Origin of the sequence: Psychrobacter sp. N25K4-3-2 (assembly GCF_015351755.1) — a bacterium.
GTDB classification, from domain to species: domain Bacteria; phylum Pseudomonadota; class Gammaproteobacteria; order Pseudomonadales; family Moraxellaceae; genus Psychrobacter; species Psychrobacter glaciei.
In genome coordinates, this window is record NZ_JADKLX010000001.1 from 1,079,214 (window position 1) to 1,103,760 (window position 24,547).

The 24,547-nt window shown below is 44.5% G+C and carries 20 protein-coding genes; 5 read left to right on the top strand and 15 right to left on the bottom strand.

Annotated features, from left to right (window positions below; genetic code table 11):
• Positions 1-55 precede the first annotated feature (55 nt).
• From murC to IOD06_RS04345, 7 genes are all read right to left on the bottom strand, one after another.
• Positions 56-1,492 (bottom strand): UDP-N-acetylmuramate--L-alanine ligase, encoded by a 1,437-nt coding sequence (gene murC, locus IOD06_RS04315; protein ID WP_010201477.1) that lies wholly within the window; start codon positions 1,490-1,492, stop codon positions 56-58.
• A 67-nt stretch (positions 1,493-1,559) separates the two neighbouring features.
• On the bottom strand, positions 1,560-2,645 hold the full coding sequence (murG, locus tag IOD06_RS04320) for an undecaprenyldiphospho-muramoylpentapeptide beta-N-acetylglucosaminyltransferase (RefSeq protein ID WP_194619347.1): 1,086 nt from the start codon (positions 2,643-2,645) through the stop codon (positions 1,560-1,562).
• Between the two features lie 280 nt (positions 2,646-2,925).
• A complete protein-coding gene (gshB, locus tag IOD06_RS04325) occupies positions 2,926-3,897 on the bottom strand; it encodes a glutathione synthase (protein WP_194619348.1) in 972 nt (323 codons plus the stop codon).
• Positions 3,898-3,954: 57 nt separating this feature from the next.
• The gene (gene pyrE / locus IOD06_RS04330) at positions 3,955-4,659 is read right to left on the bottom strand and encodes an orotate phosphoribosyltransferase (protein ID WP_194619349.1); all 705 of its coding nucleotides are present in this window, start codon (positions 4,657-4,659) and stop codon (positions 3,955-3,957) included.
• 61 nt (positions 4,660-4,720) lie between these two features.
• Entirely contained in the window at positions 4,721-5,725 is a 1,005-nt protein-coding gene (locus IOD06_RS04335) for a hypothetical protein (RefSeq protein WP_194619350.1), read from the bottom strand.
• An 88-nt stretch (positions 5,726-5,813) separates the two neighbouring features.
• A complete protein-coding gene (locus IOD06_RS04340) occupies positions 5,814-6,653 on the bottom strand; it encodes an SDR family oxidoreductase (RefSeq protein ID WP_194619351.1) in 840 nt (279 codons plus the stop codon).
• 63 nt (positions 6,654-6,716) lie between these two features.
• Positions 6,717-8,903, bottom strand: coding sequence for a DUF4105 domain-containing protein (locus tag IOD06_RS04345; RefSeq protein ID WP_227669876.1), 2,187 nt, complete (start codon positions 8,901-8,903; stop codon positions 6,717-6,719).
• Positions 8,904-9,079: 176 nt separating this feature from the next.
• Here IOD06_RS04345 and ampD point away from each other — a divergent pair, with 176 nt between their 5' ends.
• The 3 genes from ampD to IOD06_RS04360 all read left to right on the top strand — a co-directional run bounded on the left by ampD (position 9,080) and on the right by IOD06_RS04360 (position 12,291).
• Positions 9,080-9,670 carry a 1,6-anhydro-N-acetylmuramyl-L-alanine amidase AmpD gene (ampD, locus tag IOD06_RS04350; RefSeq protein ID WP_194619353.1) on the top strand — a complete coding sequence of 197 codons (591 nt, stop codon included), beginning with the start codon at positions 9,080-9,082 and terminating at the stop codon, positions 9,668-9,670.
• A gap of 322 nt (positions 9,671-9,992) precedes the next feature.
• Positions 9,993-11,543: a murein biosynthesis integral membrane protein MurJ gene (murJ, locus tag IOD06_RS04355; RefSeq protein ID WP_194619355.1), complete on the top strand. Its 1,551-nt coding sequence runs from the start codon at positions 9,993-9,995 to the stop codon at positions 11,541-11,543.
• A gap of 127 nt (positions 11,544-11,670) precedes the next feature.
• On the top strand, positions 11,671-12,291 hold the full coding sequence (locus IOD06_RS04360) for a hypothetical protein (protein ID WP_227669879.1): 621 nt from the start codon (positions 11,671-11,673) through the stop codon (positions 12,289-12,291).
• A gap of 11 nt (positions 12,292-12,302) precedes the next feature.
• Here IOD06_RS04360 and IOD06_RS04365 read toward each other — a convergent pair whose 3' ends face one another.
• Positions 12,303-12,911 carry a GNAT family N-acetyltransferase gene (locus IOD06_RS04365; RefSeq protein WP_194619357.1) on the bottom strand — a complete coding sequence of 203 codons (609 nt, stop codon included), beginning with the start codon at positions 12,909-12,911 and terminating at the stop codon, positions 12,303-12,305.
• Positions 12,912-13,164: 253 nt separating this feature from the next.
• Between IOD06_RS04365 and ribF the strand changes: the two genes are divergently transcribed.
• A complete protein-coding gene (ribF, locus tag IOD06_RS04370) occupies positions 13,165-14,205 on the top strand; it encodes a riboflavin biosynthesis protein RibF (RefSeq protein WP_227669880.1) in 1,041 nt (346 codons plus the stop codon).
• 151 nt (positions 14,206-14,356) lie between these two features.
• On the opposite strand, the gene IOD06_RS04375 is transcribed toward ribF, so the two are convergent.
• From IOD06_RS04375 to IOD06_RS04390, 4 genes are all read right to left on the bottom strand, one after another.
• Complete coding sequence (locus IOD06_RS04375; protein WP_194619359.1) at positions 14,357-14,596, bottom strand: DUF2789 domain-containing protein; 240 nt, start codon at positions 14,594-14,596, stop codon at positions 14,357-14,359.
• Between the two features lie 268 nt (positions 14,597-14,864).
• Entirely contained in the window at positions 14,865-15,848 is a 984-nt protein-coding gene (locus IOD06_RS04380; RefSeq protein ID WP_240215757.1) for a malate dehydrogenase, read from the bottom strand.
• Positions 15,849-16,156: 308 nt separating this feature from the next.
• Positions 16,157-16,933: a ribonuclease T2 gene (locus IOD06_RS04385; RefSeq protein WP_227669882.1), complete on the bottom strand. Its 777-nt coding sequence runs from the start codon at positions 16,931-16,933 to the stop codon at positions 16,157-16,159.
• Positions 16,934-17,293: 360 nt separating this feature from the next.
• Positions 17,294-19,414, bottom strand: a complete 2,121-nt coding sequence (locus tag IOD06_RS04390) for a lytic transglycosylase domain-containing protein (RefSeq protein ID WP_189585497.1) — start codon at positions 19,412-19,414, stop codon at positions 17,294-17,296.
• Positions 19,415-19,761: 347 nt separating this feature from the next.
• Here IOD06_RS04390 and miaB point away from each other — a divergent pair, with 347 nt between their 5' ends.
• Positions 19,762-21,255: a tRNA (N6-isopentenyl adenosine(37)-C2)-methylthiotransferase MiaB gene (miaB, locus tag IOD06_RS04395; protein WP_189585500.1), complete on the top strand. Its 1,494-nt coding sequence runs from the start codon at positions 19,762-19,764 to the stop codon at positions 21,253-21,255.
• 92 nt (positions 21,256-21,347) lie between these two features.
• Here the strand turns inward: miaB and IOD06_RS04400 are convergent, their stop codons facing one another.
• The 3 genes from IOD06_RS04400 to IOD06_RS04410 form a co-directional block, all read right to left on the bottom strand.
• Positions 21,348-21,584, bottom strand: a complete 237-nt coding sequence (locus tag IOD06_RS04400; protein ID WP_227669883.1) for a hypothetical protein — start codon at positions 21,582-21,584, stop codon at positions 21,348-21,350.
• Between the two features lie 149 nt (positions 21,585-21,733).
• Positions 21,734-22,948, bottom strand: a complete 1,215-nt coding sequence (locus IOD06_RS04405) for an RtcB family protein (RefSeq protein WP_189585503.1) — start codon at positions 22,946-22,948, stop codon at positions 21,734-21,736.
• Positions 22,949-23,725: 777 nt separating this feature from the next.
• Positions 23,726-24,460, bottom strand: a complete 735-nt coding sequence (locus IOD06_RS04410) for a LysE family translocator (RefSeq protein ID WP_189585506.1) — start codon at positions 24,458-24,460, stop codon at positions 23,726-23,728.
• Between the last annotated feature and the right edge of the window lie 87 nt (positions 24,461-24,547).

Here is a 24,547-nt window from a genome sequence, read left to right on the forward strand (position 1 = left end):
ACTTTCTTGATTATCGTTCGTTGTCATAAGGACAGTTCCTAAAATTTTTAGCTTACTAAATGTAAAGGTTATTGGCAGCCAAGTCGACAGCAATCTGTCCCACATTACCTGCACCCTGAGTAATGAGCATGTCATTGGCTTTTAGTAAACGTTGCATGACAGGGGCTAAATTATCTTTATCAATAATCGTCGGCTCAACCTCACCACGCAAACGAATACTACGCGCTAGTGACTTGGTATCAGCGCCTGTAATTGGTGTTTCACCTGCTGAATAGACGTCTAACAATAATAGCTCATCTACGCTTGAGAGCACTTCGACAAAGTCATCAAAGCAATCACGGGTACGGCTGTAACGATGCGGTTGAAATAGCATTACTAAACGACGATCAGGGAAACTCTGACGAGCGGCCTTAATAGTGGCGTCGACTTCTTTTGGGTGATGACCATAGTCGTCGATCAATAAGACATTACCATCATCGATATCGACAGAGGCATGCTGCTCAAATCGGCGACCAACGCCTTCAAATTTCTGCAGAGCGCGTTTGATCGCTTCATCATCGACACCTTCATCGGTCGCCATGGTGATAGCGGCAAGGGCATTGTAGACGTTATGCGTACCAGGAATATTAAGCGTCAAGCGCAAAGGCTCACGGTCACGGCGCAATACTGTGAAGTGCGTTTTGGTGCCTTCCGTCACCAAGTCAACGCCTTGTACGTCGTTAAAAGGTTCAAGCCCAAAGGTCAAGACTGGGCGACCGATATCATCAATCATTGCATACAATTCTGGATCATCACCGCACACCACTGCCAAGCCATAAAACGGCATGTTTTGCAAAAACTGAATATAAGCCGCTTTTAATTTATCAAAACTATTCTCATACGTTTCCATATGGTCTTGGTCGATATTGGTCACAATCGCTGCCATTGGATGTAAAGACAAAAATGATGCGTCAGACTCATCGGCTTCTGCCACCAAGAAACGGCTGCTACCAAGTGCGGCATTTTTGCCAGAGGCATTCAGCTTACCACCAATTACGTAGGTAGGATCGAGCTGCCCTTCTGCCATCATCGTGGTGAGCAAACTGGTCGTGGTGGTTTTGCCATGCGCGCCAGCAACCGCAATACCATGACGATAGCGCATCAATTCACCCAACATATCGGCGCGGCGTACCACAGGCAGACGCGCTTCAAGCGCTGCTTTTACTTCAGGGTTGCTACGATCAATCGCTGATGAGACGACTATAACATCCGCATTGGCGATATTTTTGGAGTCATGACCGATCGATATCTCGATGCCAATCTGCTGTAGGCGCTTAGTCACCAAGCTTTCTGCGATGTCAGAACCACTGACTTGATAGCCTTGATTGTTCATTACCTCTGCGATACCGCACATACCTGAACCGCCAATACCAACAAAATGCAAATGCTGAATACGGCGCATCTCTGGTATTTCAATCAAACGCTTAGGTAATGCTTTCGCAGAGGTAGACATAAGGATCTCTCTTTATTAAAGGTCAATAAAATTTGGTAAATTAAAAATAATGGGTATGAGTTACAGGCTACAACGCTTGCCAAATAATATCGGCAACTTGCTTACTCGCACTACGATTGGCAAGAGCATGACCTTTTTTTGCCATCGTTAAGCACTTTTCTCGATTAAGTACAGCAAGCTCATCACTCAAACGCTTGGCTGTCAACTCCGACTGCGGTAACAAGACTGCCGCATCATGTGAGGTTAGCGTGCGAGCATTAGCCGTTTGGTGATCATCAACGGCATGTGGTAACGGCACAAAAATAGCAGCAATTCCAACGTTTTGAATTTCCGTCACGGTCAACGCGCCTGCACGGCATACAATCATATCTGCCCAGTTATAAGCCGCTGCCATATCATCGATAAAAGGCTGTACCGTAAACTGATGCCTGCTTAAGTCTTCGCTAGCGTAAGCTGCTTGCGTGGCGGCCTCATTGTTACGCCCGCATTGGTGACGCACTTCAAAAGGCTCGTTTAGCAATGCAAGCGCTTTTGGCACGGTGTCATTTAAGGCTTGAGCGCCAAGTGATCCGCCTACTACCAGCAATTTAAGCGGTGAGCGATCATTCACATCATAGCGTACCGTTGGCTCTGCGACACCAGTAATGGCATTGCGCACGGGATTGCCCACTGTCTCAAGCTTGGCATTCTGCGCACTATTAGCAAAGGTATCCTCAAACGCTTGTAACGTCTTGGTCGAAAGCTTAGACAGATAGCGATTGCTCATGCCAGCGATGGCATTTTGCTCATGGATAATCAGTGGCGTATTGGTTAGACGTGCAGCGATACCACCAGGTGCAGTCACATAACCACCGAATCCAACGACCACATCAATCTGATTACTACGAATCACTTTTACGGCAGCCATCGTCGCTGACAGCAGAGTCATTGGTAGCTTTAATAGTCGACCAACGCCTTTACCACGAAGCCCTTGCATATTAATAGCATGAAAAGTATAGCCAGTCGGTTTGACCAAACCATTTTCCATACCGTTTGGCGTTCCTAACCAGTGAATGACCGCACCGCGTTGGGTCAGCTCATCACTAACGGCAAGCGCTGGAAAAACGTGCCCGCCAGTACCAGCTGCCATCATCAATATATGCGGTGTTTTCATGAACGCCTGCCTATCTTTACTTTATTTATATGAAGGGTTTATCTCGCTGCCGCGGTGACAATTATGAAAAAATAATGACCTAGCCAAAGCCCGCATAGTATAGAGGAAATCATCGTCTTATATACAGCACTTTATGCAGCAAAAATAACAAAAATCCAAGCCATGATCGATCACAGCTTGGCGTCGTGTAACGCTAATAAACGGTAAGAAAAATCAATGACTAACAATACCTTAAAATATGGGTTTTACGTAGTCAAAGTATTCCTTAACATAGATAAAACTATGCAGTAAATTTATTCTCAATCGCCATGATAAAGTCGGTTGCGATATCTGTACCGCATTGATCATCAATCTCACGTACACAGGTGGGGCTAGTCACATTAATTTCAGTGATACGCCCACCGATTAAGTCTAGACCAACGAACATCAGGCCTTTTTGTTTGACGATTGGTGCCACAACTTCTGCTACTTGGCGTTCGATATCAGTCAATGGCATGGCTACGCCGCTACCGCCCGCTGCGAGATTACCACGGGTCTCGCCTTTGCTTGGAATACGAGCCAAACTATAATCTATCACGACGCCATCGACGATTAATACACGCTTATCGCCATCTTTAATCTCTGGCAAGTAACGCTGTGCCATGATTGGCAGTGTCTCAAGTTCAGTCAGCACCTCTAACGTTACACCAATATTGGGACTATCAGCGGTCAAACGGAAGATACCAGTTCCACCCATGCCGTCTAGTGGCTTGACGATGACATCTTGCTGTTCAGCGATAAACTGACGAATATGTGCCTGTTTACTGGTCACAATCGTTGGGCTCATATAGTCGCTAAACCACGTCGCAAATAGTTTTTCATTACAATCACGGATCGCTTGTGGATCATTGACTACGAGCACGCCTGCCGCTTTGGCGTGATCGAGCATATAAGTCGCATAAATAAAGCGCATATCAAACGGTGGGTCTTTACGCATCAAAATCACGTCATAACCACTGACTGGACCTGTGCTTTTATCACCCAACGTATAAAAATCTGCAGGATCACGCTTTACTGTCAGCGGCTGCGTATCGACCATCAATTGACCACGGTCCAACCATAGGTCATGAATCTGACAGTAGCCAAGCTGATGCCCGCGATCTTGCGCTGCCCACATCATCGCCAAGCTGGTGTCTTTTTTATAATTAACCCGTTCAATAGGATCCATGATGACGAGTATTTTTAAAGATTTTTTTTGATTTTCTTGGCTCATGATAAGGCTCACTTACGTTATATTATTATTAAAACAGATTCAAACTTCAGTGCCCAACTATACGCCGTACTGCGCGCGGTAATGTTGCATTTTGGCTAGCTGGGTCGCATCTTTGTAATGGCTCTCGCCGTCTGACAAATAGCTGATTAAGTCGTCAATATCGACCAGTGCGCGCACTGGTACTTCTAGCGTCGCAGCAAGTTCTTGAATCGCAGAATGCTCAGCCAAGCCTTTTTCTTTACGATCAAGAGCCACGATAATACCTGCCACACTGGCACCTGCTTGCTCTAAAATATCGACCACTTCGCGCATCGCTGTGCCAGCCGTAATGACATCGTCAAGTACCCAAACTGCTTTGCCACTGACATCAGCGCCTACTAAATTACCACCTTCACCGTGGGTTTTGGCTTCTTTACGGTTATAACCCCACTTGGCATTGATACCATGATGGTGCCATAAGGCTTGCGCGGTGGCAGCCACAAATGGAATACCTTTATAAGCGGCGCCAAAAATAACCAGCTCTTGCTCATCTGTACCGTTATTGCTAGCAGCCATTTGTTCAGCCAAGGCATCGGCATAACCGCGCGCTAGTAACGACAACATCTCACCCGTCGCTAGCAAGCCAGCATTAAAAAAATACGGACTAATGCGACCAGACTTGAGTACAAACTCACCAAACTTCAGGACTTGGTTGTCTAAGGCCAATTGAATGAATTGATGAGATGAAAACGTGAGGTCTTGAGAGCGTGCTACGTGAGACATTATGACATTCCTATCAGCAAAAAGAGGGGCGAAAAACTGGCATTATTGTACGCATTATTGATCAGCTTGACCAACCATTGATCTCATAATCCTGCATATTGGCATAGCGAGTCAGTAAGCCACTACGTGATGAGACATTAAAATAGCTTTGGCCATCGTTCCGTACTTGTATCTCCCAGCCCAAATGATAAGCGGCAACAATAATATGACCAGAAAACATCCGAATTTGACGATACGCGTGCCGCTGCGAGGGCTCATAAACAATCTGACTGAGCAAATAGCTACGTACATGCTGACATATTTGCGCAGCGCTATAGCTATGATTGATACTTTTGCGCGTACTACACTGTTTTAGAGCGTGGACAGCAGCACTACAGGCCATGATATCTGTCGCTAAACTGCCCTCTCCTGTCTCAAACTGCTGCGGCTGCAAAACCACTTGCCAATCATCGGCATACAGACTATTGAGTAGCTCATCAGGATTATAACGTTTGGTCAATGCTCGTAGCGATGCTGAAGCGTCGTGGCGTTTATTATCTGACTCAATCATTTCAGAGCGATCAGCAGGCCTAAACCCAAAGCGGTGCAGTTTTGGATAAGCACGAATGGCCTTTTGGATATCTGACATATCTAACATAGTCATATCGGATAATGCTGATAACAATGGCTGCTCACTATGATTCTCATAAAAGTTATCAGGCAACTCGATAAGCTTGGCAGCATTGAGTAATGACAAATGCTCAGCCAGCGCTTCTGAAGCAATCAGTGCCCATTTCGAAAAGCGGTCTTCATTGGGCTGATAGAACCGCGCAGAGTTACCGTAAAGCCGTCTTAATTGACCGTTCAAACGGCGGGCAGGCTCTGGGATATCAGTTAAGGGCCGTGCAGGATCAAGGGGAGATTGTCTGGGATCAAAGTTGGGATGGACGATTGCAGGCTGCTGTGAATCAGCTAGCATAGACGATTGCTCAGCCTTTTTTTGCACATGGTTTTCTGCCAGCTTACCGCCTTCTGCTGCCAGATTAGCATGAGACAAACGGTCATCAGAAGTAGAAGGCTGGGTCATGAAATCTCCATAGTTTATAAAATATAAAACGAATAAGAATGCTTAAATCAGGCAATTATCTTACTCTTAAAAGCTGACTCTTAAGGGCTTACTCTTGATGGCTCAAAATATCACGGTAACCTGCCTGCCAGTCAGGATAATCCAGCCAAGCTAACGGAATGTTGCTATGCAAGCGCTTCCCCGTAACTGCTGTTTTTGAATGATCAATAGCAGGCGGCGTCTCCCCTATTTGCTCGCTTAACCAAACGCCTAGCTCATAAGTGGTGACGGGCGCATAGTCAGTGGCGATATAGAGTGATTTTGGCGCAGTACTGGTCAGGACGTTGGTGATAATATTGACCAAATCACGATCCATAATACGATTACTCCAGTGCTGTGCGGCTACTGGCTCTTTTTGTTTCTCTTTGGCTTTGCGCAGGCGCATGAGACGCGCGCGACCATAAATACCGCTCGGACGAATGATAATGGCTTTATCACCAAAGCCTTGCTGCAAGACTTGCTCTGCTTGCAATATGACCTTTGATGCTTCGCGCTCAGGACTGACAGGCGTGGTATTTTCATCGATCCATTCGCCGTTATCTTGCCCATAAACACCCGTTGAGGAAATAAAGACAATACGTTCAAGGTTGGTTAACTTTGGAGCAAGCGTCGCCAAACGCTGATTAATCGCCAAGTAACTCTCGTGATAGCCGCTGGTTGAATAGTCATCGGGCGTGACGATAATCGCCATATGTGTAAAGTCTTGCAGCTGCTCAGCGGTCAATGTCAACGCATCGGCTTGCATAAACGTTGCCTCACTATCCAGATGATAGTGCTCGCGTTCATTGCGTGCCAGCCCAGTAACGTTAAAGCCATCTTGCGCAAGCTTGTTGGTGACCGGCAAACCGATATCACCTTGACCGATAATCAGTAAATTTTGCGTACTCATCATTTATCCTTTATTCGAACGCCATTTCTAATGACTGCTTATCCATCTTTTTAATAATAAGTGCTAAAAATAACGTCTATACGACAGTTGTACATCGTCATTGGCATCGATGCGATCTTGCCACTCGTAGTTGGCATTGATACGTAATGCTTGTTTTTTATCGATATCGTATTGTAGACCCAAAGTTGAGACCGGCTGCCAGTAATGACCGCGAGCATTAGACTCATCGCTGCTGCCATGATACCAATATGGCAATTGCAATTCAGCCTGCGCACGTAACTGATTGTTAATTTGATAACGGCAACCAGCATTCACACCTGCACCTACGCGAAAGCCTTTATTAATACCGCGCCCTGCTTGTCCCGTGCCTGATAGCAAGGTGTAACATAACTGCGGCGGCATCTCGCCAGTACCAGCACTTGGTGTACCAAATGCCCACGACCAGCCAGTCTCATAGCCCACGCTCCCAACCAAATGATCCGTGCCATCTTGCTGTGAGCCATCGTTTACTCGGGTCGCCTCGACACTGACGCCCCAAGTTTTGCCTTGCTGAGCGCTATTTACTGGGTTAAATGAGCGTCCGCGCAGCAGTGTAAAATTCTGCAAGACCACACTATCCGGCTGTTTGTGGCTGCTATTGTTATCATCTTTGTCATAAAGGCGTAGCGTCGCTGCCAGCCCTTCTAAATTAAAAAACTGTGAAAACCCAGCGGTCCGATCAAGGGTGTCATGAAAGCCTGCACGCACACCCACATCGATATAATTATTGTCACCGCGCTGTCCGACACCAATCTGCGCCATTTGCAATGGATGTCTGTCTATTGGATTGTTGTTGGCAGCGACGATAGGTAGATCTAGTATGGTTTGACCATCTGCTGACATACTGGATTCTGGATTGCGCTCTGCGGATTTAATCTCTTGGGCAGCTTCTTTAGTCAATGGCTGATAACCCAGCTTAGCGGCGGCCTTGGCTTGGTTAAGCGCGGCTTGACGTACGGTATTGTCAGCTGGCGTATAACGAGGGTTCGCCAGTAAGTCTTCTTGATTAAGCAGCTGAATGACGTCAGAGGGTACGACGGCATAAGGTAATCGGCTTAGTAAATGCTGCTGTGGACGTACGACATCGATGAGGCGCAAAACCTCAGAGGCGCAGTTATCAGTGGTGAAGTAATACGGTAGTTCTAACCCTTTGGTTTCCCACACATGCAACATGATTTGTTGCACCTCGCTTGGGGTCAAGTTCAACTGATACGTCCACGCATCACGCTCATCGTCTTGCAAGTATTTCGCCAGCTTTTCTGGGTAAGGATCGATTTCAATGGCGTTATCATAGAGACCTGTCATGGATTTGATGGCATAAACTGGAAAACTATCGTTTGGATCACCATCGACCGTATAATTCAGCGCGTAGGCATGATGAATCTGACTGGGATCAGCCACACTGGCCTTTGAGTCAATACGCAACAAGGTATGGGCAAAGGCTGATATGGGATTGTCCAAATACTCTTCGGCAAACATAATAGACAGCTGCTCAGGTGCCAGCTTTTGCATCCACTCATCCAGCTCTGGACACTCAGCTTGCCAGCTTGTCTTATCAATATTTAGCGTATCGGTCAGCCATTGTACGCGCGCTGGGAAACGACAAAGTACCGAATTATTAGCGGTATTGTCTTTGACAACCGTATTATGAGTCGGTGCTAATTCTTCAGCAAGGGCGACCAGCAATGCATCAAGCTCTGCGCCTGAGTCTTGCGCACCTTTTTCACTTAAAAAGAAGCTAGCATCATCAACGAGACTTGTGTCTTTTTTCTTACCAATTAGATTCTTTTGATCATCAAAGAAGTACAATAAACGTCGCCATGTCATATGCTGGGCTAGGTTTTCTGTTTTTGCTTGCTCGCGCCATGATGCTAGCAGCTGTTCTGTGTTGGTGTTGGTAGCGACAATATGACTAACGTTATTATCGACACTACCAATAGTATTATTAGTGCGCGGATGATCAGTAATATCTTTATTTGAGGTGCTATTTGGCTTGATGTTATTATTTAGCCCAGCATCAGCTTTGTTATCCAACGCTAGCGCACCTGTGGTCACAAGCTCTGCTGGCGTTGGCAAAAATGCCTGCGCTTGTACCGTCAGTAACAGACCTGCAATCGCTAATGGTAAACGCGCGCGCCTGCTCATCTTTGTTGGCGTACAATCTGTCGCCAACAAGTTGCAATGCACCACAAGGTTTGAATATATAGACATGAGTAATATCTCGCACTGTAGAAGCCATACGCTCATCGCGTTTTTGGGTCTATCGAATCGTCAGAAGAAGGTTGTTATTAGCTGTTTTTTAGAGAGTCTTGCTATTAATTAATAAAAAATTGGTAATCACAAGTATTTGCTACGCACTTATTAATCACATAATAAAAGAGAGCACTATGTCCACGACACCGCCAATGATTATAAAGGACGGGCGCTTATCCTCAGCCACTTGGCTTATGTCGCCGAACTATAATAAACGACCCGACAACCTGACTATTGACACCATTATCATTCACAATATTAGCCTGCCACCGAATGAGTTTAGCGTCTGCGGCAGTGATGGCGTTCATTATGTAAAAGCATTATTTACCAATCAATTGGACTGGGATGCGCATCCTTATTTTCAGACAATTAAAGGCGCAGAAGTCTCAGCACATTTATTTATAGAACGTAATGGTGCTATCACACAGTTTGTAAACTTTGCCGAGCGCGCGTGGCACGCAGGCAGATCCAGCTACCTTGGTCGTCCTGAATGTAATGATTATAGCATTGGCATCGAGCTGGAAGGGTCAGATTTTGTGTCCTTTACCTCGGTGCAATATGACACACTTGCAGCTGTTATCGCTGCGCTATATGACGCCTACCCCAAAACCCGCCGACACTTAACCGGTCATAGTGATATCGCACCGGGTCGAAAGACAGATCCTGGCGATTATTTTGACTGGCCAAAGTTACGTAAACTGGTAGGAAAAAACCTTACGGACTAGGGCGTGTCCTCAATTCAACTGATAGCGATCTAAATGGGCTAAAAATGGTTAAATCTTGCCAATCATCGTCAAATAGCTAGGTAATATCTCGATATTATCTGCGCTCTTTTCCTTGTTTGACTACAATTTACCTCACTTTTATCACCATTTTTAAAATGAGGACACGCCCTAGCTTATCTAAGCACCCTAAAGCAATTCCACATCCAATCCATTTATCTCGATTATGAAAGTGCTATAATCCGTCAGTTTTTTGATAACAGCAACTCAGCAAACAATCATCAGTAAACAACCAGCAGTAAACAACTTAGCAAAATAGGTTCTCATGGCAAAAAGTCGGTTATTTCGCTCAACCATGGTCGTCAGCAGCATGACCATGCTGTCCCGTATCTTAGGTCTGGTACGCGATGTCGTATTATTAGGGGTGTTTGGCGCAGGTGGTCTGATGGATGCCTTTTTGGTCGCCTTTAAGATACCTAACTTTTTGCGCCGTCTGTTTGCTGAAGGCGCTTTTAGCCAAGCTTTCGTGCCAGTACTGTCCGAATACAAAGAAAAATACAGCTTACAACAGGTACAGATATTAGTCAGTCGTACCTCGGGCGCCCTGTTGCTGATTTTGTCGATGCTCACTGTGGTCGTCATTTTGATGGCGCCGTGGGTAGTAACGTTATTTGCTCCCGGATTTGCTGACCAGCCTGGTAAATTTGCCATCACCGCTGAGCTACTGCGCCTTACCTTTCCCTATTTATTATTTATTTCTATGACCGCTTTTGCGAGCGGTATTTTACAAAGCTACGGGCGTTTTGCTGCGCCAGCTTTTGCACCCGTACTGTTAAACTTATGTATGATTGGCGGTGCATTAATTTTTGCCCCTATGTTCGATACACCGATTATGGCACTCGGTTATGCCGTCGCAATCGCTGGTTTGCTACAGTTCCTAATACAGCTGCCGCAGCTTTGGCAACAAAAGCTACTGGTCGCGCCCAAGATTGACTTTCAGCACGAAGGCGTTAAACGCATCTTAAAACTTATGCTGCCTGCTATCTTTGGTGTCTCTGTCACTCAGATCAATCTGCTCCTCAATACCATTTTTGCCTCGTTAATGATTGGTGGTTCGGTGTCTTGGCTTTATGCGGCAGAACGTATGAGTGAGCTGCCGTTAGGACTGATTGGCGTAGCGATTGGTACGGTCATTTTGCCCAGTTTATCGAAAAGCGAAGCCAAAAAAGACGATGTTAGCTTTAAAAAGACCATTGATTGGGCAGCACGTTTAATCATATTGGTGGGTGTGCCCGCATCAGCAGCCTTATTTATACTGGCTGATGTGCTGATGCAAGCGCTGTTTTTACGCGGTGAATTTACTTTGCGTGATGCGCAAATGAGTTCGCTGGCGTTACGCAGTATGGCAGGTGGTATTTTAGGCTTTATGCTCATTAAAATCTTTGCGCCAGCGTTTTTTGCCCGTCAAGACACTAGAACACCAGTAAAAATCGGTATCGTGTCCGTCTTTGCCAATATGGTTTTTAGTGTGATATTTATCGGGATATTTTACTTTTTAGAGATACCTCTGCATGGTGGTCTTGCCCTTGCGACCACAGGTGCAGCCTTCGTAAACGCGGGCTTATTATATTATTTCTTACATAAGCGAGATATTTTCCGTTTTGGCAGCCACTGGAAAAAGCTGTTTACTCAGTTTGCAATCTCTACCGCTTCTATGATTGGTGTCCTTTATATCATGTTACCTTACTTCCCAGCCGATGAGGCTCAATGGCGACGTATCGCGGCTCTGCTCATTATGTGTGCGGTTGGTGCCCTAGTTTATGGGGTGGTGTTATTAGCAACAGGCTTCCGTCCGCGTCAGCTAAAGCATGGCTAATTTATTTGTGAACGCTGAATAAATGACTTACTAAACCAAAACAAGCTTAATATGAGAATTGACAGTGAATGCCGCTGATAGTTGTCATAATCGATTATTGATAAATAAATGAAATTTGAGGTTTACTATGACAGTCGAATATTCAACGTTACGACGCTTACCAATGCTACTAACCGTTGGTGTATTGAGCACCGGACTGCTAATCAGCGGGTGTAGCAACAACGATAATGTAGAAGCCGATAGCGCAAACACAGCGAGCGATACAGCTGCCGTGACTGGAAACCCTGAAGTCGATGCAGCCAATCAGACGGCAGACGTTGATGCAAATAACACAGTGGCAAGCGAGCAAATGACGGATAGCGCTAAAGATGAGACAGCCATTGATAGTGATAACATCAACCCAATCACTGCTTCATCCAAACAAAAAAGCTTAGTGACTAATCCGACTGAAGCTGGTACGCCAGAAGACACCGTCAAACAGGCGCTAAATAGCTTATATTATGGCGATGTAAAAGAAGCGGTTGGATATTATCAAGTAGATATGGCAAATTTTGAAAAAGAACTTGCCAAAACACAATCCGCTTTTCAGCAGACTGTCGATGGCGTTACTATCACTGATACTAAGTATAATGATGACAAGACTCGTGCCACTATTACTGGTGAATTGATGCTCAAAGGACAGAGCGAACCTGCGCCATTGACCTATCAGCTACAGAAGATAGAAGGTCAATGGAAGATCTTGGGTTAAGCTATTTTAGCTTACTTATCTGAAGCATCATCCGATGTCACTGCTTTACCAAGCATCACGACATCAGCGATAAACCCTTCCATATCGCAAACTTCTGGCATGTAGCCCCACTGCTCAAAGCCAAGTTTACGGAAAAGTCCTAAACTTGGCTGATTGTGAGCAAAGACAAGCGCGATAATGTTTCGAATGCCCAAGCTTGGCGCTTGCGTCAACATCCAGCGTGTCAACAAGCTACCTAGGCCTTGACCCTGATAATCTTGATTTAGATAGACGCTGATCTCAGTGCTGATATGATAGGCTGTCCGCGCATACAAATCACTATAGCTGCCCCATGCAATTATCGGCGACTGCGCTTGCTCTGCATCATCCCCTCCTCGCAATGTTTTGACCACATATATGGGCCTTGTTGGACTGCTTAAATGCTCATCAAACCAAGCAGCTCGCTCATCTACGGTTACCAATGTAAGGTTAGCTGTTGCTTGTTTAGCAGGTATGCTTTGATTATAAATGGCTAAGACTTCTGCTAAATCTTCTTTACTCGCACGCTGCACAATAAACTGATCAGCGAGCTGATGTGTCGATAAATCAGTTGATATAGCGTTCAAGGCAACATCAGACATAAGATCTCCATAATTTTTAGCATTATTATCGGCATCATCGATAATAGTGAATAATAGTCATACTGATAACACAAGCAAATACAAATAACTCATAAAGAATGACCACGCTGAGTGACTGATACTTTCACTATGCGTCGACTATAGGATGTTAGTGGGGCTATTTTACTTTATAATGGCTGCTTTTAGACACATCGATTGTTAGTATAGGTGTGTTTTTTCGTTTTTTATCTGGTCTTATCATAGCTGAAAACTTATGAACACCTATTTTCTTGAGCAACTGACTGCGTCGTCGAGCGCTTTGCCTGCACATACGAATCCGATAAATCTAGCACCTTGTGCGCTGACTATCGGCAATTTTGATGGCGTACATCTGGGTCATCAAGCGATGCTGGCTCAAGTTCGTGAGATTGCCCAAGCGCAAAATCTTGGCTCTGCCGTCATGATATTTGAGCCACAGCCTCGTGAATTTTTTGCCCCCGCTACTGCCCCCGCGCGCCTGACCAATCTAGCCGAAAAGCAAGCGCTGCTAGCAGAGCATGGGGTCGAGACTTTGATTGTAGCGAGCTTCGATACTGATTTTCGTTCGCTATCAGCACAGGCATTTGCAGATATATTGGCTAAGCGTTTGAACGTAAAAGCATTGGTACTGGGTGACGACTTTCGCTTTGGTCATGACCGTACTGGCGACAGTCAGTTTTTGCGGGATTATGGCTTGGATGTGACCAATCTGCATACCGTTATAGATAACAGTGGTAAAGCTTCCCGTATTAGCTCCACTCGCGTTCGTGACTTGTTATTGGCTGGTGATATTGACGCCGCTAACACGCTGCTTGGTCGTGATTATGCAATTACAGGCGTGGTTGTTGGTGGCGATCAGATAGGCCGCACCATGGACTTCCCTACAGCTAATATCGATTTGCAGCGCTTAAAACCTGCTTTGCATGGTATCTTTGCCGTCGATGTGGTGAGTTTAGATGAACATGGCAAAGTCATCGCTAATGGTTTGACCACGCAAGTGATTAACGGAAAATCAGGCGTAACAGGTTTGCGCCCGCATAGCTTGTTTGGCACAGCCAGTATTGGTATTAGACCCTCTGTTGATAAAGGCAGTGACTGGCGTTTAGAAGTACATTTCCCAGAATTGCAGGCTGATTTATATGGACTAAATTTACAGGTTCGTTTTTTACATTATTTGCATGGTGAACGACATTATGATGGCTTAGAGGCGCTAAAAGTTGGTATTCATAATGATGTAAAAGCATTGCTTGAATGGCGAGCAGAGCAGCCTAACTAGAATGTAGGAAAGTCTCGAACTTAGATTATACGCATTGCATTCAAGATATAAAAAAGCAAAACCCACAACATTCTAAATACAATGTCGTGGGTTTTTGCTTTTCTATACTTCTTGTTTGTCTTTTAGATTAACTTATCTTTTAGGTTATTTTTTACGCGTCTGGATGCATACGCACGTTTAAATCATCGATGACTTCTACCCATTCCGCATCTTTTTCCCATTCTTCTTGTAGAAAAGCACGTTGATTGTCTGTCCAAACTTTTGCCTCTACTAACTTTTCTTCTTTTGCCAATTGGTGTTTTTCAACAAATTCATCAATCGCTTCATCTGAGCTATCAAGTCCCAATTGAGCAAATAACTCATTCATATTATATTCAGGTTCACCCAACATACTTTTCTCCTTATATGGTGCAATTTTAGTTTTATTTATTATTTAGGCTAACCACTTTATTGTAGCAAGCTTTATTTTAATAACTGTTAACCAACGTTTATCTAACGTTATCAATTGTATTAATGGTTGAGCCTCAAACACTTAAAAGCAATCTAATAGGAACGGTTAAAAATAACAGATATTTAGACGTAAAAAAGCCTTCAAACAAGAAGGCTTTTTATACATAATACGATTGCAAATAGCACTAAAATTTTAGCAAGCTATTTGATTATGGTAGTAAATGAGCTACCGCATCACGCTCTTCGCTAAGCTCTTGCTCAGTCGCTGCCATTTTCTCTTTTGAGAAATCAGATGACACATCAACGCCGTCTACGATAGACCAGTCGCCGTTAGTGCACGTGCATGGGAATGAGTAGATTAGGCCTTCGGCAATACCATACTCGCCGTTTGAGTAAACACCCATAGATACCCAATCGTTTTCATCAGTACCTAGTGCCCACGTACGCATGTGTGCGATAGCGGCATTGGCAGCAGAAGCAGCAGATGATGCACCGCGAGCTTTAATAATCGCTGCACCACGTTGTTGTACTTCTGGGATATAAGTGCCTTCGTACCAAGTACGATCAACTAGATCTAATGCTGGCTTACCATTAACAGTACAAGCCGTTAGATCTGGATACTGAGTTGATGAGTGGTTGCCCCAGATGATCATTTTTTTCACGTCATTGACAGTGCTGTCAGTTTTACCAGCCAACTGCGCCATGGCACGGTTGTGATCCAAACGAGTCATCGCTGTAAAGTTACGTGGGTCAAGATCTGGTGCATTACGCTGAGCGATAAGTGCGTTAGTGTTGGCAGGGTTACCCACAACCAATACTTTAACGTCACGGCTTGCTACGTCATTCAGTGCTTTACCTTGGGCTGAGAAAATCGCAGCGTTGGCTTCTAGCAAATCTTTACGTTCCATACCTGGGCCACGCGGACGAGCGCCAACGAGCAAAGCATAATCGATATCTTTGAATGCAACGTTTGCATCATCAGTTTGAACGATACCGGCTAATAATGGGAATGCACAGTCTTCTAGTTCCATAACCACACCCTTCAGGGCGTCAAGTGCTGGAGTGATTTCAAGCAACTGCAAAATAACTGGCTGATCTTTACCTAGCATCTCACCAGATGCAATACGGAATAGCATCGCATAGCTGATGTTACCAGCGGCGCCAGTAACGGCAACACGTAAAGGCTGTTTCATTGACATTGAATACTCCCTAATTGATGATTATCATTATAGATATCGACTTGCTCACTGAACACTAGCAGTCTTAAACCGAGAGATAGTGTAGCACTTCCCCCCGTTAACCGTCTAGAGAAAGCGCGAACGCTATCCCTCACTATATTGTTACATTTTATACGAGAGGATATTGGTATCGGTCAAGCCTTTATAGATAAAGGATGGAGAATGAAGAGGAAGTGATAAAAAAATAGCTTTAGCAGAAGTTACTTAATCAGGATGATATTTATAAATGAGCAATATTCATCCATCGTTCGCTGAAAAGAGCGTTACTTACCGCCTGAGATAATAAACTTTTTGCCGCAATTATCTACCACTTCACTGCAGCTACCAAATTCACTGCCTTCGTAGCAAACGTGGACATCGGTTAATATCGTTTGGCGTCGACTGCCCGCTTGGCAAATTAAATCAATGCTGGCAGCAGGCATGCCACTATTAAGGCGAGTCATTTGTCCAATAAAACGCGATTTTGAGACGGTATAACTGTTGCCAGTATTGAGCTCGTTGGGCAATTTTAGGGCGCCGGCATAGTTGGTTATTTGGCGAAAATAACTACTCGCGCTCAATGGGCTACAAGCACCATAATGTTGCCATACTTGGCTACGCACTGTCGTGTCTGGCATGATACGGTTGACAACTTTTAGTTGTAATGGGGTCAGGCGCGGCTCAACACCGCGCCCACAGCGCTCGCCATAACCCATGTCCAAACCTGATACCGTTAATGAATACCCTTCTAGACATTGGCGCATACGTACTCGCGTTGGTTGCAAGCTACATAATGCAGGCGTCATCTCAATCATTAACACACGTTGACCACTCTTGACGGCATTGGCCGCTTGCGCTGGTATGATCATCACACTCTGTAACAATAACAAGGCGACCCCGCCCATCACCGTATACCCTTTATCCTTATATTCTTTGCCTATCGCATCCTTTTTACGTATCGCACTGTCATTTAGCTTCGTAGATAACTTTATCGTGACTGGTTCCGACAGAGTGTCCACCCGCGTCTGATTCGACAGCTGACGATTTACTTGCAATAACATAGGCAAATTGAAATATTTTTTGATCATAAGTAGTTAGGTATCTAGCAACGATAAAAGAGTGGGCAAGCTTAAATAAAGGTGCTCAAAGTATAAATATTCATTGAACCAAGCTTAAAATAAACCAAAAAAAATACAGACAACAATTAAAGCAATGGTAGCAAAATGCGTTTTTTAATCTATAGCAGAAACGTAAACATCGCTTAAGTATTAAAAACAAGATAGAAATCAGAGAGAATACAAGCCTCTATATAGCAGAATAATAACCCATTGGTTCAAATAAAAATGAATGCTGAAAAATAGATATAAAAAAAACCATTAACAGTCTATCGTCAATGGTTTCTTTTTTACTAAATGAACAACCTAAAATGCAGCTGGCACCGTACCCATACGTTGACTAATCGGCTGACTACGACCCAATAAGCTACTATAAATCGTAGCGTTCTCCATTACGTGTTTCACATAATTGCGCGTTTCAGGAAAAGCGATTGACTCCACGTATTGATCAGCGGCTAACGAACCATAGACCGGCTGCCAGCGCTTGGCATTATTAGGGCCAGCATTATAGCCCGCCGTTGCCAATACTGGCTGATAATTTAGTTTGCCCAAAATATCCCCCATATACCAAGTACCATAACGGATATTGGTATCACCACTGTTGGCACGGCTAGCACTATAAGTCTCACCTAAATTACGGGCAATATATTTTGCTGTGTCAGGCATGACTTGCATCAACCCACTAGCACCAACACCTGAGCGTGCTGAGGCTACAAATCGACTCTCTTGACGCATGATGCCATAAGCCCATGCCGGATCAATCCCCGCCGATTGGCTGTAGCGAACGACGGCATCTTGGTGCGGCATCGGATGCGATAATGCCAAGCTGTCAACTCTGTCCGTATTGTCAACGGCATAGATCGCCCGATCGAGCCAGCCCATGTCATGTGCCAAGCTAGCAGCAGCGATGATTAGATTGTCATCACGATTGTCACGTGCTTGCTTGACTGCCCAGTTCCACTCACGGTTGGCATAGGCGCGGCTAGCGTCAGCGTTATATAAAGCAAAGGCACGAGCAAAGTTTCCATCTTGCATGACGCGGGCACGATCGGCAGTACTAACATTGGGTAAGTTGCTACCGCCTAAGCGACTGGCGTCAAAACGCTGACCGATTCTGTCTTTTGCCATCAGACCATAGTAATCATTGCTTTTTGCTAGGTTTTGATACATCTTCTTAGCAGTATTACTCTTACTGCTATTGCCTGATTGCTCATAAGCGCGAGCCAGCCAATACTGCCACTGATTGCCTTTTTGAGTTTCACCATCCATTTTTGAGATGGCTTCGACCACATCGTCCCAACGACCAAAGCGAATCGCTGCCATGGCATAGTCTTCAGCTTCTTCGAAGTTAAAATCGTCATCTAAACTGTTGCGGAACCAATCAACTGCTTCAGCGTTAAAACCATCGTCAGTATTATGATTCATACGCTGTACCCCAAGGGTACGATAAGCATAGCGACGGGTCTCATCGTTCAATAGTTTGACTGAGCGCTGATTGTCTTGTTTGATATCAAAATCTAACTGTAATGCTGCCTCACGATAAGACTTGTCAGCGATACGGCCTATCGCATACAGATAGAGATACTGATTGGTCTGACTGGCAGGCTCACGACCAAAACTGGTAAAGAATGATGAAGGATTTAGCTGAATCTCACTCAAAGCAGAATAAGCAATCGGTGTACCAAGGCGTGATGACAACGCCATAATATCGCCAGTTTTGCCTTTGCGTAGCATACGTTTCAGACGAGCAGCACGATCTTGATTACTAATCAGCGCGTTGTTATTCATCTCCATCGCTAGCTGATCACACAAGGCAGGCTGTTTTTGGGTGGTCAGCCATACATCAGACTTGGCTGCCATGGCGCGCATGGTATCACCGCCATTATTGAACCCAAGCGCAACGGCACAGCGCTCGCTAGCATCGGCATTGGTAATCAAGTTTGCCACTTGTCTGACTGAGGCATAATCGTTTGACCCCGCTTTGGTCTCAGCAAAATCCGCAACCAATTTCTCAGCCATGACAGTATCAGGATACTGACGTACAAACTGCGATACCGCCGCTGAACTTTGTGAGTTAAGGTCTAGATTCATCCGCCAATAAGTAGGATACATCGCAAACAAACCGCCGCTCATCATTTGTTCGTAATTATAAAGTGCACTGACATCACCGCGATCTGCTGCGATGGCAGCGGCTGTAAATGAGTCAACACTGCTGTCTTGTTGATAATTACTTTCTGGCTGATAGCTGTCGTTATCACCCCATGTCAGCTCTGCACAAGCAACTTGCGATATGCCTAGCGCACTCACTGCTGTCGCTACACTCAGCGCGCTCATCCGTAGCGTACCGGATGTGAGCCGCTTGGACGCGTGCTTTTTACTGGTAGACTTTTCATCCTTGATGCTATGAGCAACACGCAACTTTGTCATACTGACTCTCTTCATGATATCTCTACAAATAAGTGAATAGCGATTCGCTAAGTATCGCCAAGGTTATAGCACTCATCATACTATATTCATTGTACTTTCAACTATCTCCTTTACCTTTTGTTAATAAATAGGACAGTACGGTGTAACATAGAAATGATGTCTAGTCGCAGTTTTTGTCAAAAGCACTGCTAATTCTAGTAAATAATTGATACTGCTATGAATTGTTTATCATATTGATGACCAATAGCCTGTGCTAATTTTTCACATTGGCAGAGGGTTGTGATAAAATATGCCACCTGTTAATCGGCTACCCTGCTATATTTTTAGTCAATCATGGACTTATCCTTATGAGTGTTACTGTATTTAATCCCCGCATCAATGACGCTGCTGTTGCTGAGACAACTGCTACTGCGCCTGCTGTCACTGCACTCAAAGAAGCAAGTTCAGCCCAAGCACCCGTCGAAAAAGCAGTGACCAAAAAGGTCTTTGTCACCACCCAAGGCTGTCAGATGAATGTCTATGACTCTGGCAAAATGCTAGACGTGCTAGGCGATTCTCATGGCATGGAAGTGACTCATGACATCGATGAGGCCGATGTACTACTAATGAACACTTGCTCTATCCGCGAAAAAGCACAAGAAAAAGTGTTTTCAGAATTGGGTCGCTGGCGCAAACTAAAAGAAAAACGCCCTGACCTCGTCATTGGTGTCGGTGGTTGTGTGGCTTCGCAAGAAGGCGATAACATTCAAAAACGTGCGCCTTACGTCGATATGGTATTCGGCCCACAAACCTTGCATCGCTTGCCAGAGCTGTATGATCAGTCAAACGAGCAGCGTGATATCGCGCCTAAAAACCGTATTGGTACGATTGATGTGTCCTTTCCTAGCATCGAAAAGTTTGATTTTTTGCCTGAGCCAAGAGTAGAAGGCTTTAAAGCCTTTGTCTCTATTATGGAAGGTTGCTCAAAGTATTGCTCATTTTGCGTCGTACCTTATACCCGCGGTGAAGAGTTATCGCGCCCACTCGATGACGTATTGGCTGAGATTGATAGCCTTGCCGAACAAGGGGTGCGTGAAATCAACCTGCTCGGTCAAAACGTCAACGGCTATCGCGGTGAAAAAGACGATGGCAGCATTTGCCGTTTCGCTGAGCTGTTACATTATGTCTCGCATGTCGATGGTGTTGAGCGTATTCGCTATACGACCAGCCATCCGCTTGAATTCACTGATGACATCATTGATGCGTATGCACAATTGCCAGAGCTGGTGTCTCACTTGCATCTGCCTGTTCAGAGTGGCTCGAATGCTATCTTGGCAGCGATGAAGCGCAACCATACAATCGATGTGTATATCAATCAGATTAATAAGCTTAAAGCCATTCGTCCTGATATTCACTTATCGAGCGACTTTATCATTGGCTTCCCTGGTGAGACCGATCAAGATTTCCAAGATACTTTAAATCTAGCAAAAGAATTGAACTTCGATCACTCTTACAGCTTTATCTACTCTAAGCGTCCAGGCACGCCAGCGGCAGAATTGCCAGATGATGTGAGCTTCAAAACTAAAAAGGAGCGCTTGGCAGAATTTCAAAAAGTCATCATTGATTCAACACTTGCCAAAACCCATGAGATGGTCGGCACTACGACTCGTGTCTTGGTTGAACAAGTTGCCAACCGTCATCCTGATTGCTTAATCGGTACGGCGGATAACACCCGTACCGTCATGTTCCCTCATGATGTCGAGAAAATGGATGAGATGTTAGGTAAACTTGTGAGCGTACGTATTACTGATTTCGTCAGCCCGCACATGGTAAAAGGTGAGCTAATCGAAATATTGGCATAGTGGTTAAGTTATAAGCTTGAATAAAAAAGCCGTTCACTATAATAGCGAACGGCTTTTTTGTTGTTTAAATTTAAGATTAAGATGAACGATGGCTACTCTGACAACCAATCCGTTTGACGCAATTGCTGCTTAGTCTCACGGCGGCGTTTTTTGCGAACGATATCGATATCCTCCTTTTCGTGAATACCACCCTTTCTTAATAGTGGATCAAGCGCCAAATAGTTGCGCGGCTTAACTGTGCCTAGCGATTGCTGTGTACCTGTTTCAGCTTGCTGCTCTAACTGCCGTTCAATCTGTTTGGCCTTTTTTAAAGTTTCTTTTAAGCTCATATTTTTACCTATATTTTAATCTATCTAAATCTATTTTATATATTCGAGTGGCCCCATAGTGAGACCACGATTAGGAAATCGAGCGCAAATAGTACACTTAGTACATTTAGCTCGGTTGACACCGTCGTGACTCGCTATGGTTTTACTCATTAGCCTTTAATACACATGACCTGCTTTAGCGTATGCACCACCTCAACCAAATCCATTTGATTGGCCATCACTTCATCAATGTCTTTATACGCGCCAGGTATTTCATCGATGACGCCTTTATCTTTGCGACATTCGACACCATCCGTCTGCGCTTTTAGCTCATCGATAGTGAACGCTCGCATGGCCTTACCTCGGCTCATCTGTCGCCCTGCCCCATGTGAACATGAGCAAAACGATTCAGCCTCGCCCAGACCACGTACGATAAAGGATTTTGCGCCCATAGAGCCTGGGATAATGCCGAGCTCACCAGCATAAGCACTAATGGCACCTTTGCGGGTCACATAGACTTGCTCACCGAAATGCACCTCTTCATTGACATAGTTATGATGACAATTAATAGCTTCTTTGGTCAGCTGAAACCGTGGTAATCCCGCTTGTGGCGACTGCAATGACTTAATGACTAAACGCATCATCTCACGGCGGTTTTCAAGCGCGTAGTCCTGCGCCCAGCCCACTGCTTCGACATAATCAGCAAAACTATCAGACCCTTCGGCAAAGTAAGACAAATCTCGATCTGGCACATGACCGAAGCGCGATTGACGTTCTTTTTTGGCAAGGTTAATAAAGTACTGGCCGATACAGTTACCTATGCCGCGGCTGCCAGAGTGCAGCATTACCCAGACATCATTGTTTTCATCCAAGCACAGCTCAATGAAATGATTGCCACCGCCGAGTGTTCCCAACTGCTTCGCCCACGTACGCTCAAAACCTTTGAGCATTTTAAGCAAACCTGGGTGCTTATCAGTAATCGGTTTTAATCGCTTACCTAGCGGATCAAGCGTTGAGTTCTTGGCTTGGATTTGCTTGTGCATGTTGAACCCAACAGGCACTTGCTGTTCAACGATCGACCGCAATGACCTCAAGCTATCAGGCAAATCACTTGCCGTCAGGGACAAACGTACTGCATTCATACCGCAGCCAATATCTACACCGACTGCGGCAGGAATGATGGCGGACTTGGTCGGAATCACACTGCCGACTGTTGCGCCTTTGCCAACGTGCACATCGGGCATCACTGCAATATGTGAGTGCACAAACTCCAACTGAGCTAAATTGCGTAGTTGCTGCATCGCACCTTGCTCAACGTCCGAGGTATAAATCTTGACGGGTACGCCGTGCTTACGATTTTCGTTTAATATTAATTTAATGCTCATTATCTATTACTTCCATTTTATTATTTTAATAACCATACAAAATATTTTTATTTTGACTATTATGATTTTTAGATATTACTTATCTATCTCAATTAAACATAACGTTTAATAAGTAGTTTTTTAACAATCTATAAAATTTAGGTAATAAAATACCGTCTTTTTATTAAATAAAAAATCAATAAAAATTCATGGTTAATTTATGATGGACGTTTTAAAGAAAGGTTACATGGTTCAAAACCGCTGCCCATTGCGTAAATGCTATACGCATAGAAAAGTATCAGCTAAATAATAGCATGAAGCACTCTATTAGCAATGACGGTGAAGAAAAATGTTAGGTAAACAGATAACAGCAGGCGCAATATGGCTTAGCACGATCGCAGAGCGATTTTGGCACAGTAGACTTAGAAGAGGGATAGCACAAGTAAATACAGAAGGCTATGCGTTGATATCATTCAATAGGATATCATTCAATAGCTTGTATATAGATTCAGCCAAACCTTTTCGAAGTTGTCATTGCTGTCATGTAGTTTACACATTCAGTCTTTAAAAACGTCTTGGTAGTTAAATAGGACACGATGATTCCTCCATAGGTTGTGGCTAATTATTGTAGACAATAGTAGCAGGTTTATTGGAATGATTTATCGCTTACATAGAAGCTAATAAATCAATATTGCTAATAATAACGATTTAAAAAATAAAGTCAATAATTAATTTTACTTTATAGAAAAAATTATATTTCATTGAAACTCTTATTTTAAACACAGAACTCAGAAATCTTTAAACCATAAAACTATTTATAACTTCAGCCAATAAAGCAGCAGCAATGATGATAAATATCACCCCGCAACCACGATTGAGCCAAGCCAAGCGATTACCCACATCGAGCCAACTTGCCAGCTTCTTACCGCCCAACGTATAAATGATCTGCCAAATTGTCTCACTCAAAAACAAGCCGATGGTCAGTAAGATATATTGTGGCCATAATGGCGCGCTGAAATTGATGAATTTAGGAAAAAAGGCAGCAAAGAACAAAATGGCTTTTGGATTGGACAACGATACCCAGACGCCAGTACGAAACAAAGTCATATTACTTGGGGCAGCTTTAGCAGCAGCACTGGAGAGTGAGCGCGGCTGCGGTGTACCAACTGTATCTTTACTATCAGAAGAAGGATAGTCAGCCGCGACTTCTTCGCTCATTTCACGAGCATCACTCATCAAGCTGCCATTGCCAGCATCACGCCATGAGCTAATACCCAGATAAATCAAGTATGCCGCGCCAACGGCTTTGATGATCGTCAGCAACCAAGGTGACTGGCGACTGATCACATCGAGGCCAAGCAATGTCGAAAGCAGTAGCACAAACAATCCAAGGCTTAAACCTGCCAGCGTCCACAATGTGCGCTTCACGCCGTAGTTCATACCATACTGGAATGCTAGCAGCATATTGGGACCTGGGGTCGCTGAGATAAAAAACGTACTCGCAAAAAATACCGCAAACAGGTGCCAAGACATCAACCAACCCCTACTCTTTTATTTGAAATAAACTTGAAACATGAAAAAGAGGCAAAAAATAAACACCGCCATATAGACGGTGTGTTT

Coding starts and splice junctions, on each gene's coding strand:
- murC (WP_010201477.1), bottom strand. CDS start 1,492: ATGTCTACCTCTGCGAAAGCATTACCTAAGCGTTTGATTGAAATACCA.
- murG (WP_194619347.1), bottom strand. CDS start 2,645: ATGAAAACACCGCATATATTGATGATGGCAGCTGGTACTGGCGGGCAC.
- gshB (WP_194619348.1), bottom strand. CDS start 3,897: ATGAGCCAAGAAAATCAAAAAAAATCTTTAAAAATACTCGTCATCATG.
- pyrE (WP_194619349.1), bottom strand. CDS start 4,659: ATGTCTCACGTAGCACGCTCTCAAGACCTCACGTTTTCATCTCATCAA.
- IOD06_RS04335 (WP_194619350.1), bottom strand. CDS start 5,725: ATGACCCAGCCTTCTACTTCTGATGACCGTTTGTCTCATGCTAATCTG.
- IOD06_RS04340 (WP_194619351.1), bottom strand. CDS start 6,653: ATGAGTACGCAAAATTTACTGATTATCGGTCAAGGTGATATCGGTTTG.
- IOD06_RS04345 (WP_227669876.1), bottom strand. CDS start 8,903: ATGTCTATATATTCAAACCTTGTGGTGCATTGCAACTTGTTGGCGACA.
- ampD (WP_194619353.1), top strand. CDS start 9,080: ATGTCCACGACACCGCCAATGATTATAAAGGACGGGCGCTTATCCTCA.
- murJ (WP_194619355.1), top strand. CDS start 9,993: ATGGCAAAAAGTCGGTTATTTCGCTCAACCATGGTCGTCAGCAGCATG.
- IOD06_RS04360 (WP_227669879.1), top strand. CDS start 11,671: ATGACAGTCGAATATTCAACGTTACGACGCTTACCAATGCTACTAACC.
- IOD06_RS04365 (WP_194619357.1), bottom strand. CDS start 12,911: ATGTCTGATGTTGCCTTGAACGCTATATCAACTGATTTATCGACACAT.
- ribF (WP_227669880.1), top strand. CDS start 13,165: ATGAACACCTATTTTCTTGAGCAACTGACTGCGTCGTCGAGCGCTTTG.
- IOD06_RS04375 (WP_194619359.1), bottom strand. CDS start 14,596: ATGTTGGGTGAACCTGAATATAATATGAATGAGTTATTTGCTCAATTG.
- IOD06_RS04380 (WP_240215757.1), bottom strand. CDS start 15,848: ATGAAACAGCCTTTACGTGTTGCCGTTACTGGCGCCGCTGGTAACATC.
- IOD06_RS04385 (WP_227669882.1), bottom strand. CDS start 16,933: ATGTTATTGCAAGTAAATCGTCAGCTGTCGAATCAGACGCGGGTGGAC.
- IOD06_RS04390 (WP_189585497.1), bottom strand. CDS start 19,414: ATGACAAAGTTGCGTGTTGCTCATAGCATCAAGGATGAAAAGTCTACC.
- miaB (WP_189585500.1), top strand. CDS start 19,762: ATGAGTGTTACTGTATTTAATCCCCGCATCAATGACGCTGCTGTTGCT.
- IOD06_RS04400 (WP_227669883.1), bottom strand. CDS start 21,584: ATGAGCTTAAAAGAAACTTTAAAAAAGGCCAAACAGATTGAACGGCAG.
- IOD06_RS04405 (WP_189585503.1), bottom strand. CDS start 22,948: ATGAGCATTAAATTAATATTAAACGAAAATCGTAAGCACGGCGTACCC.
- IOD06_RS04410 (WP_189585506.1), bottom strand. CDS start 24,460: ATGTCTTGGCACCTGTTTGCGGTATTTTTTGCGAGTACGTTTTTTATC.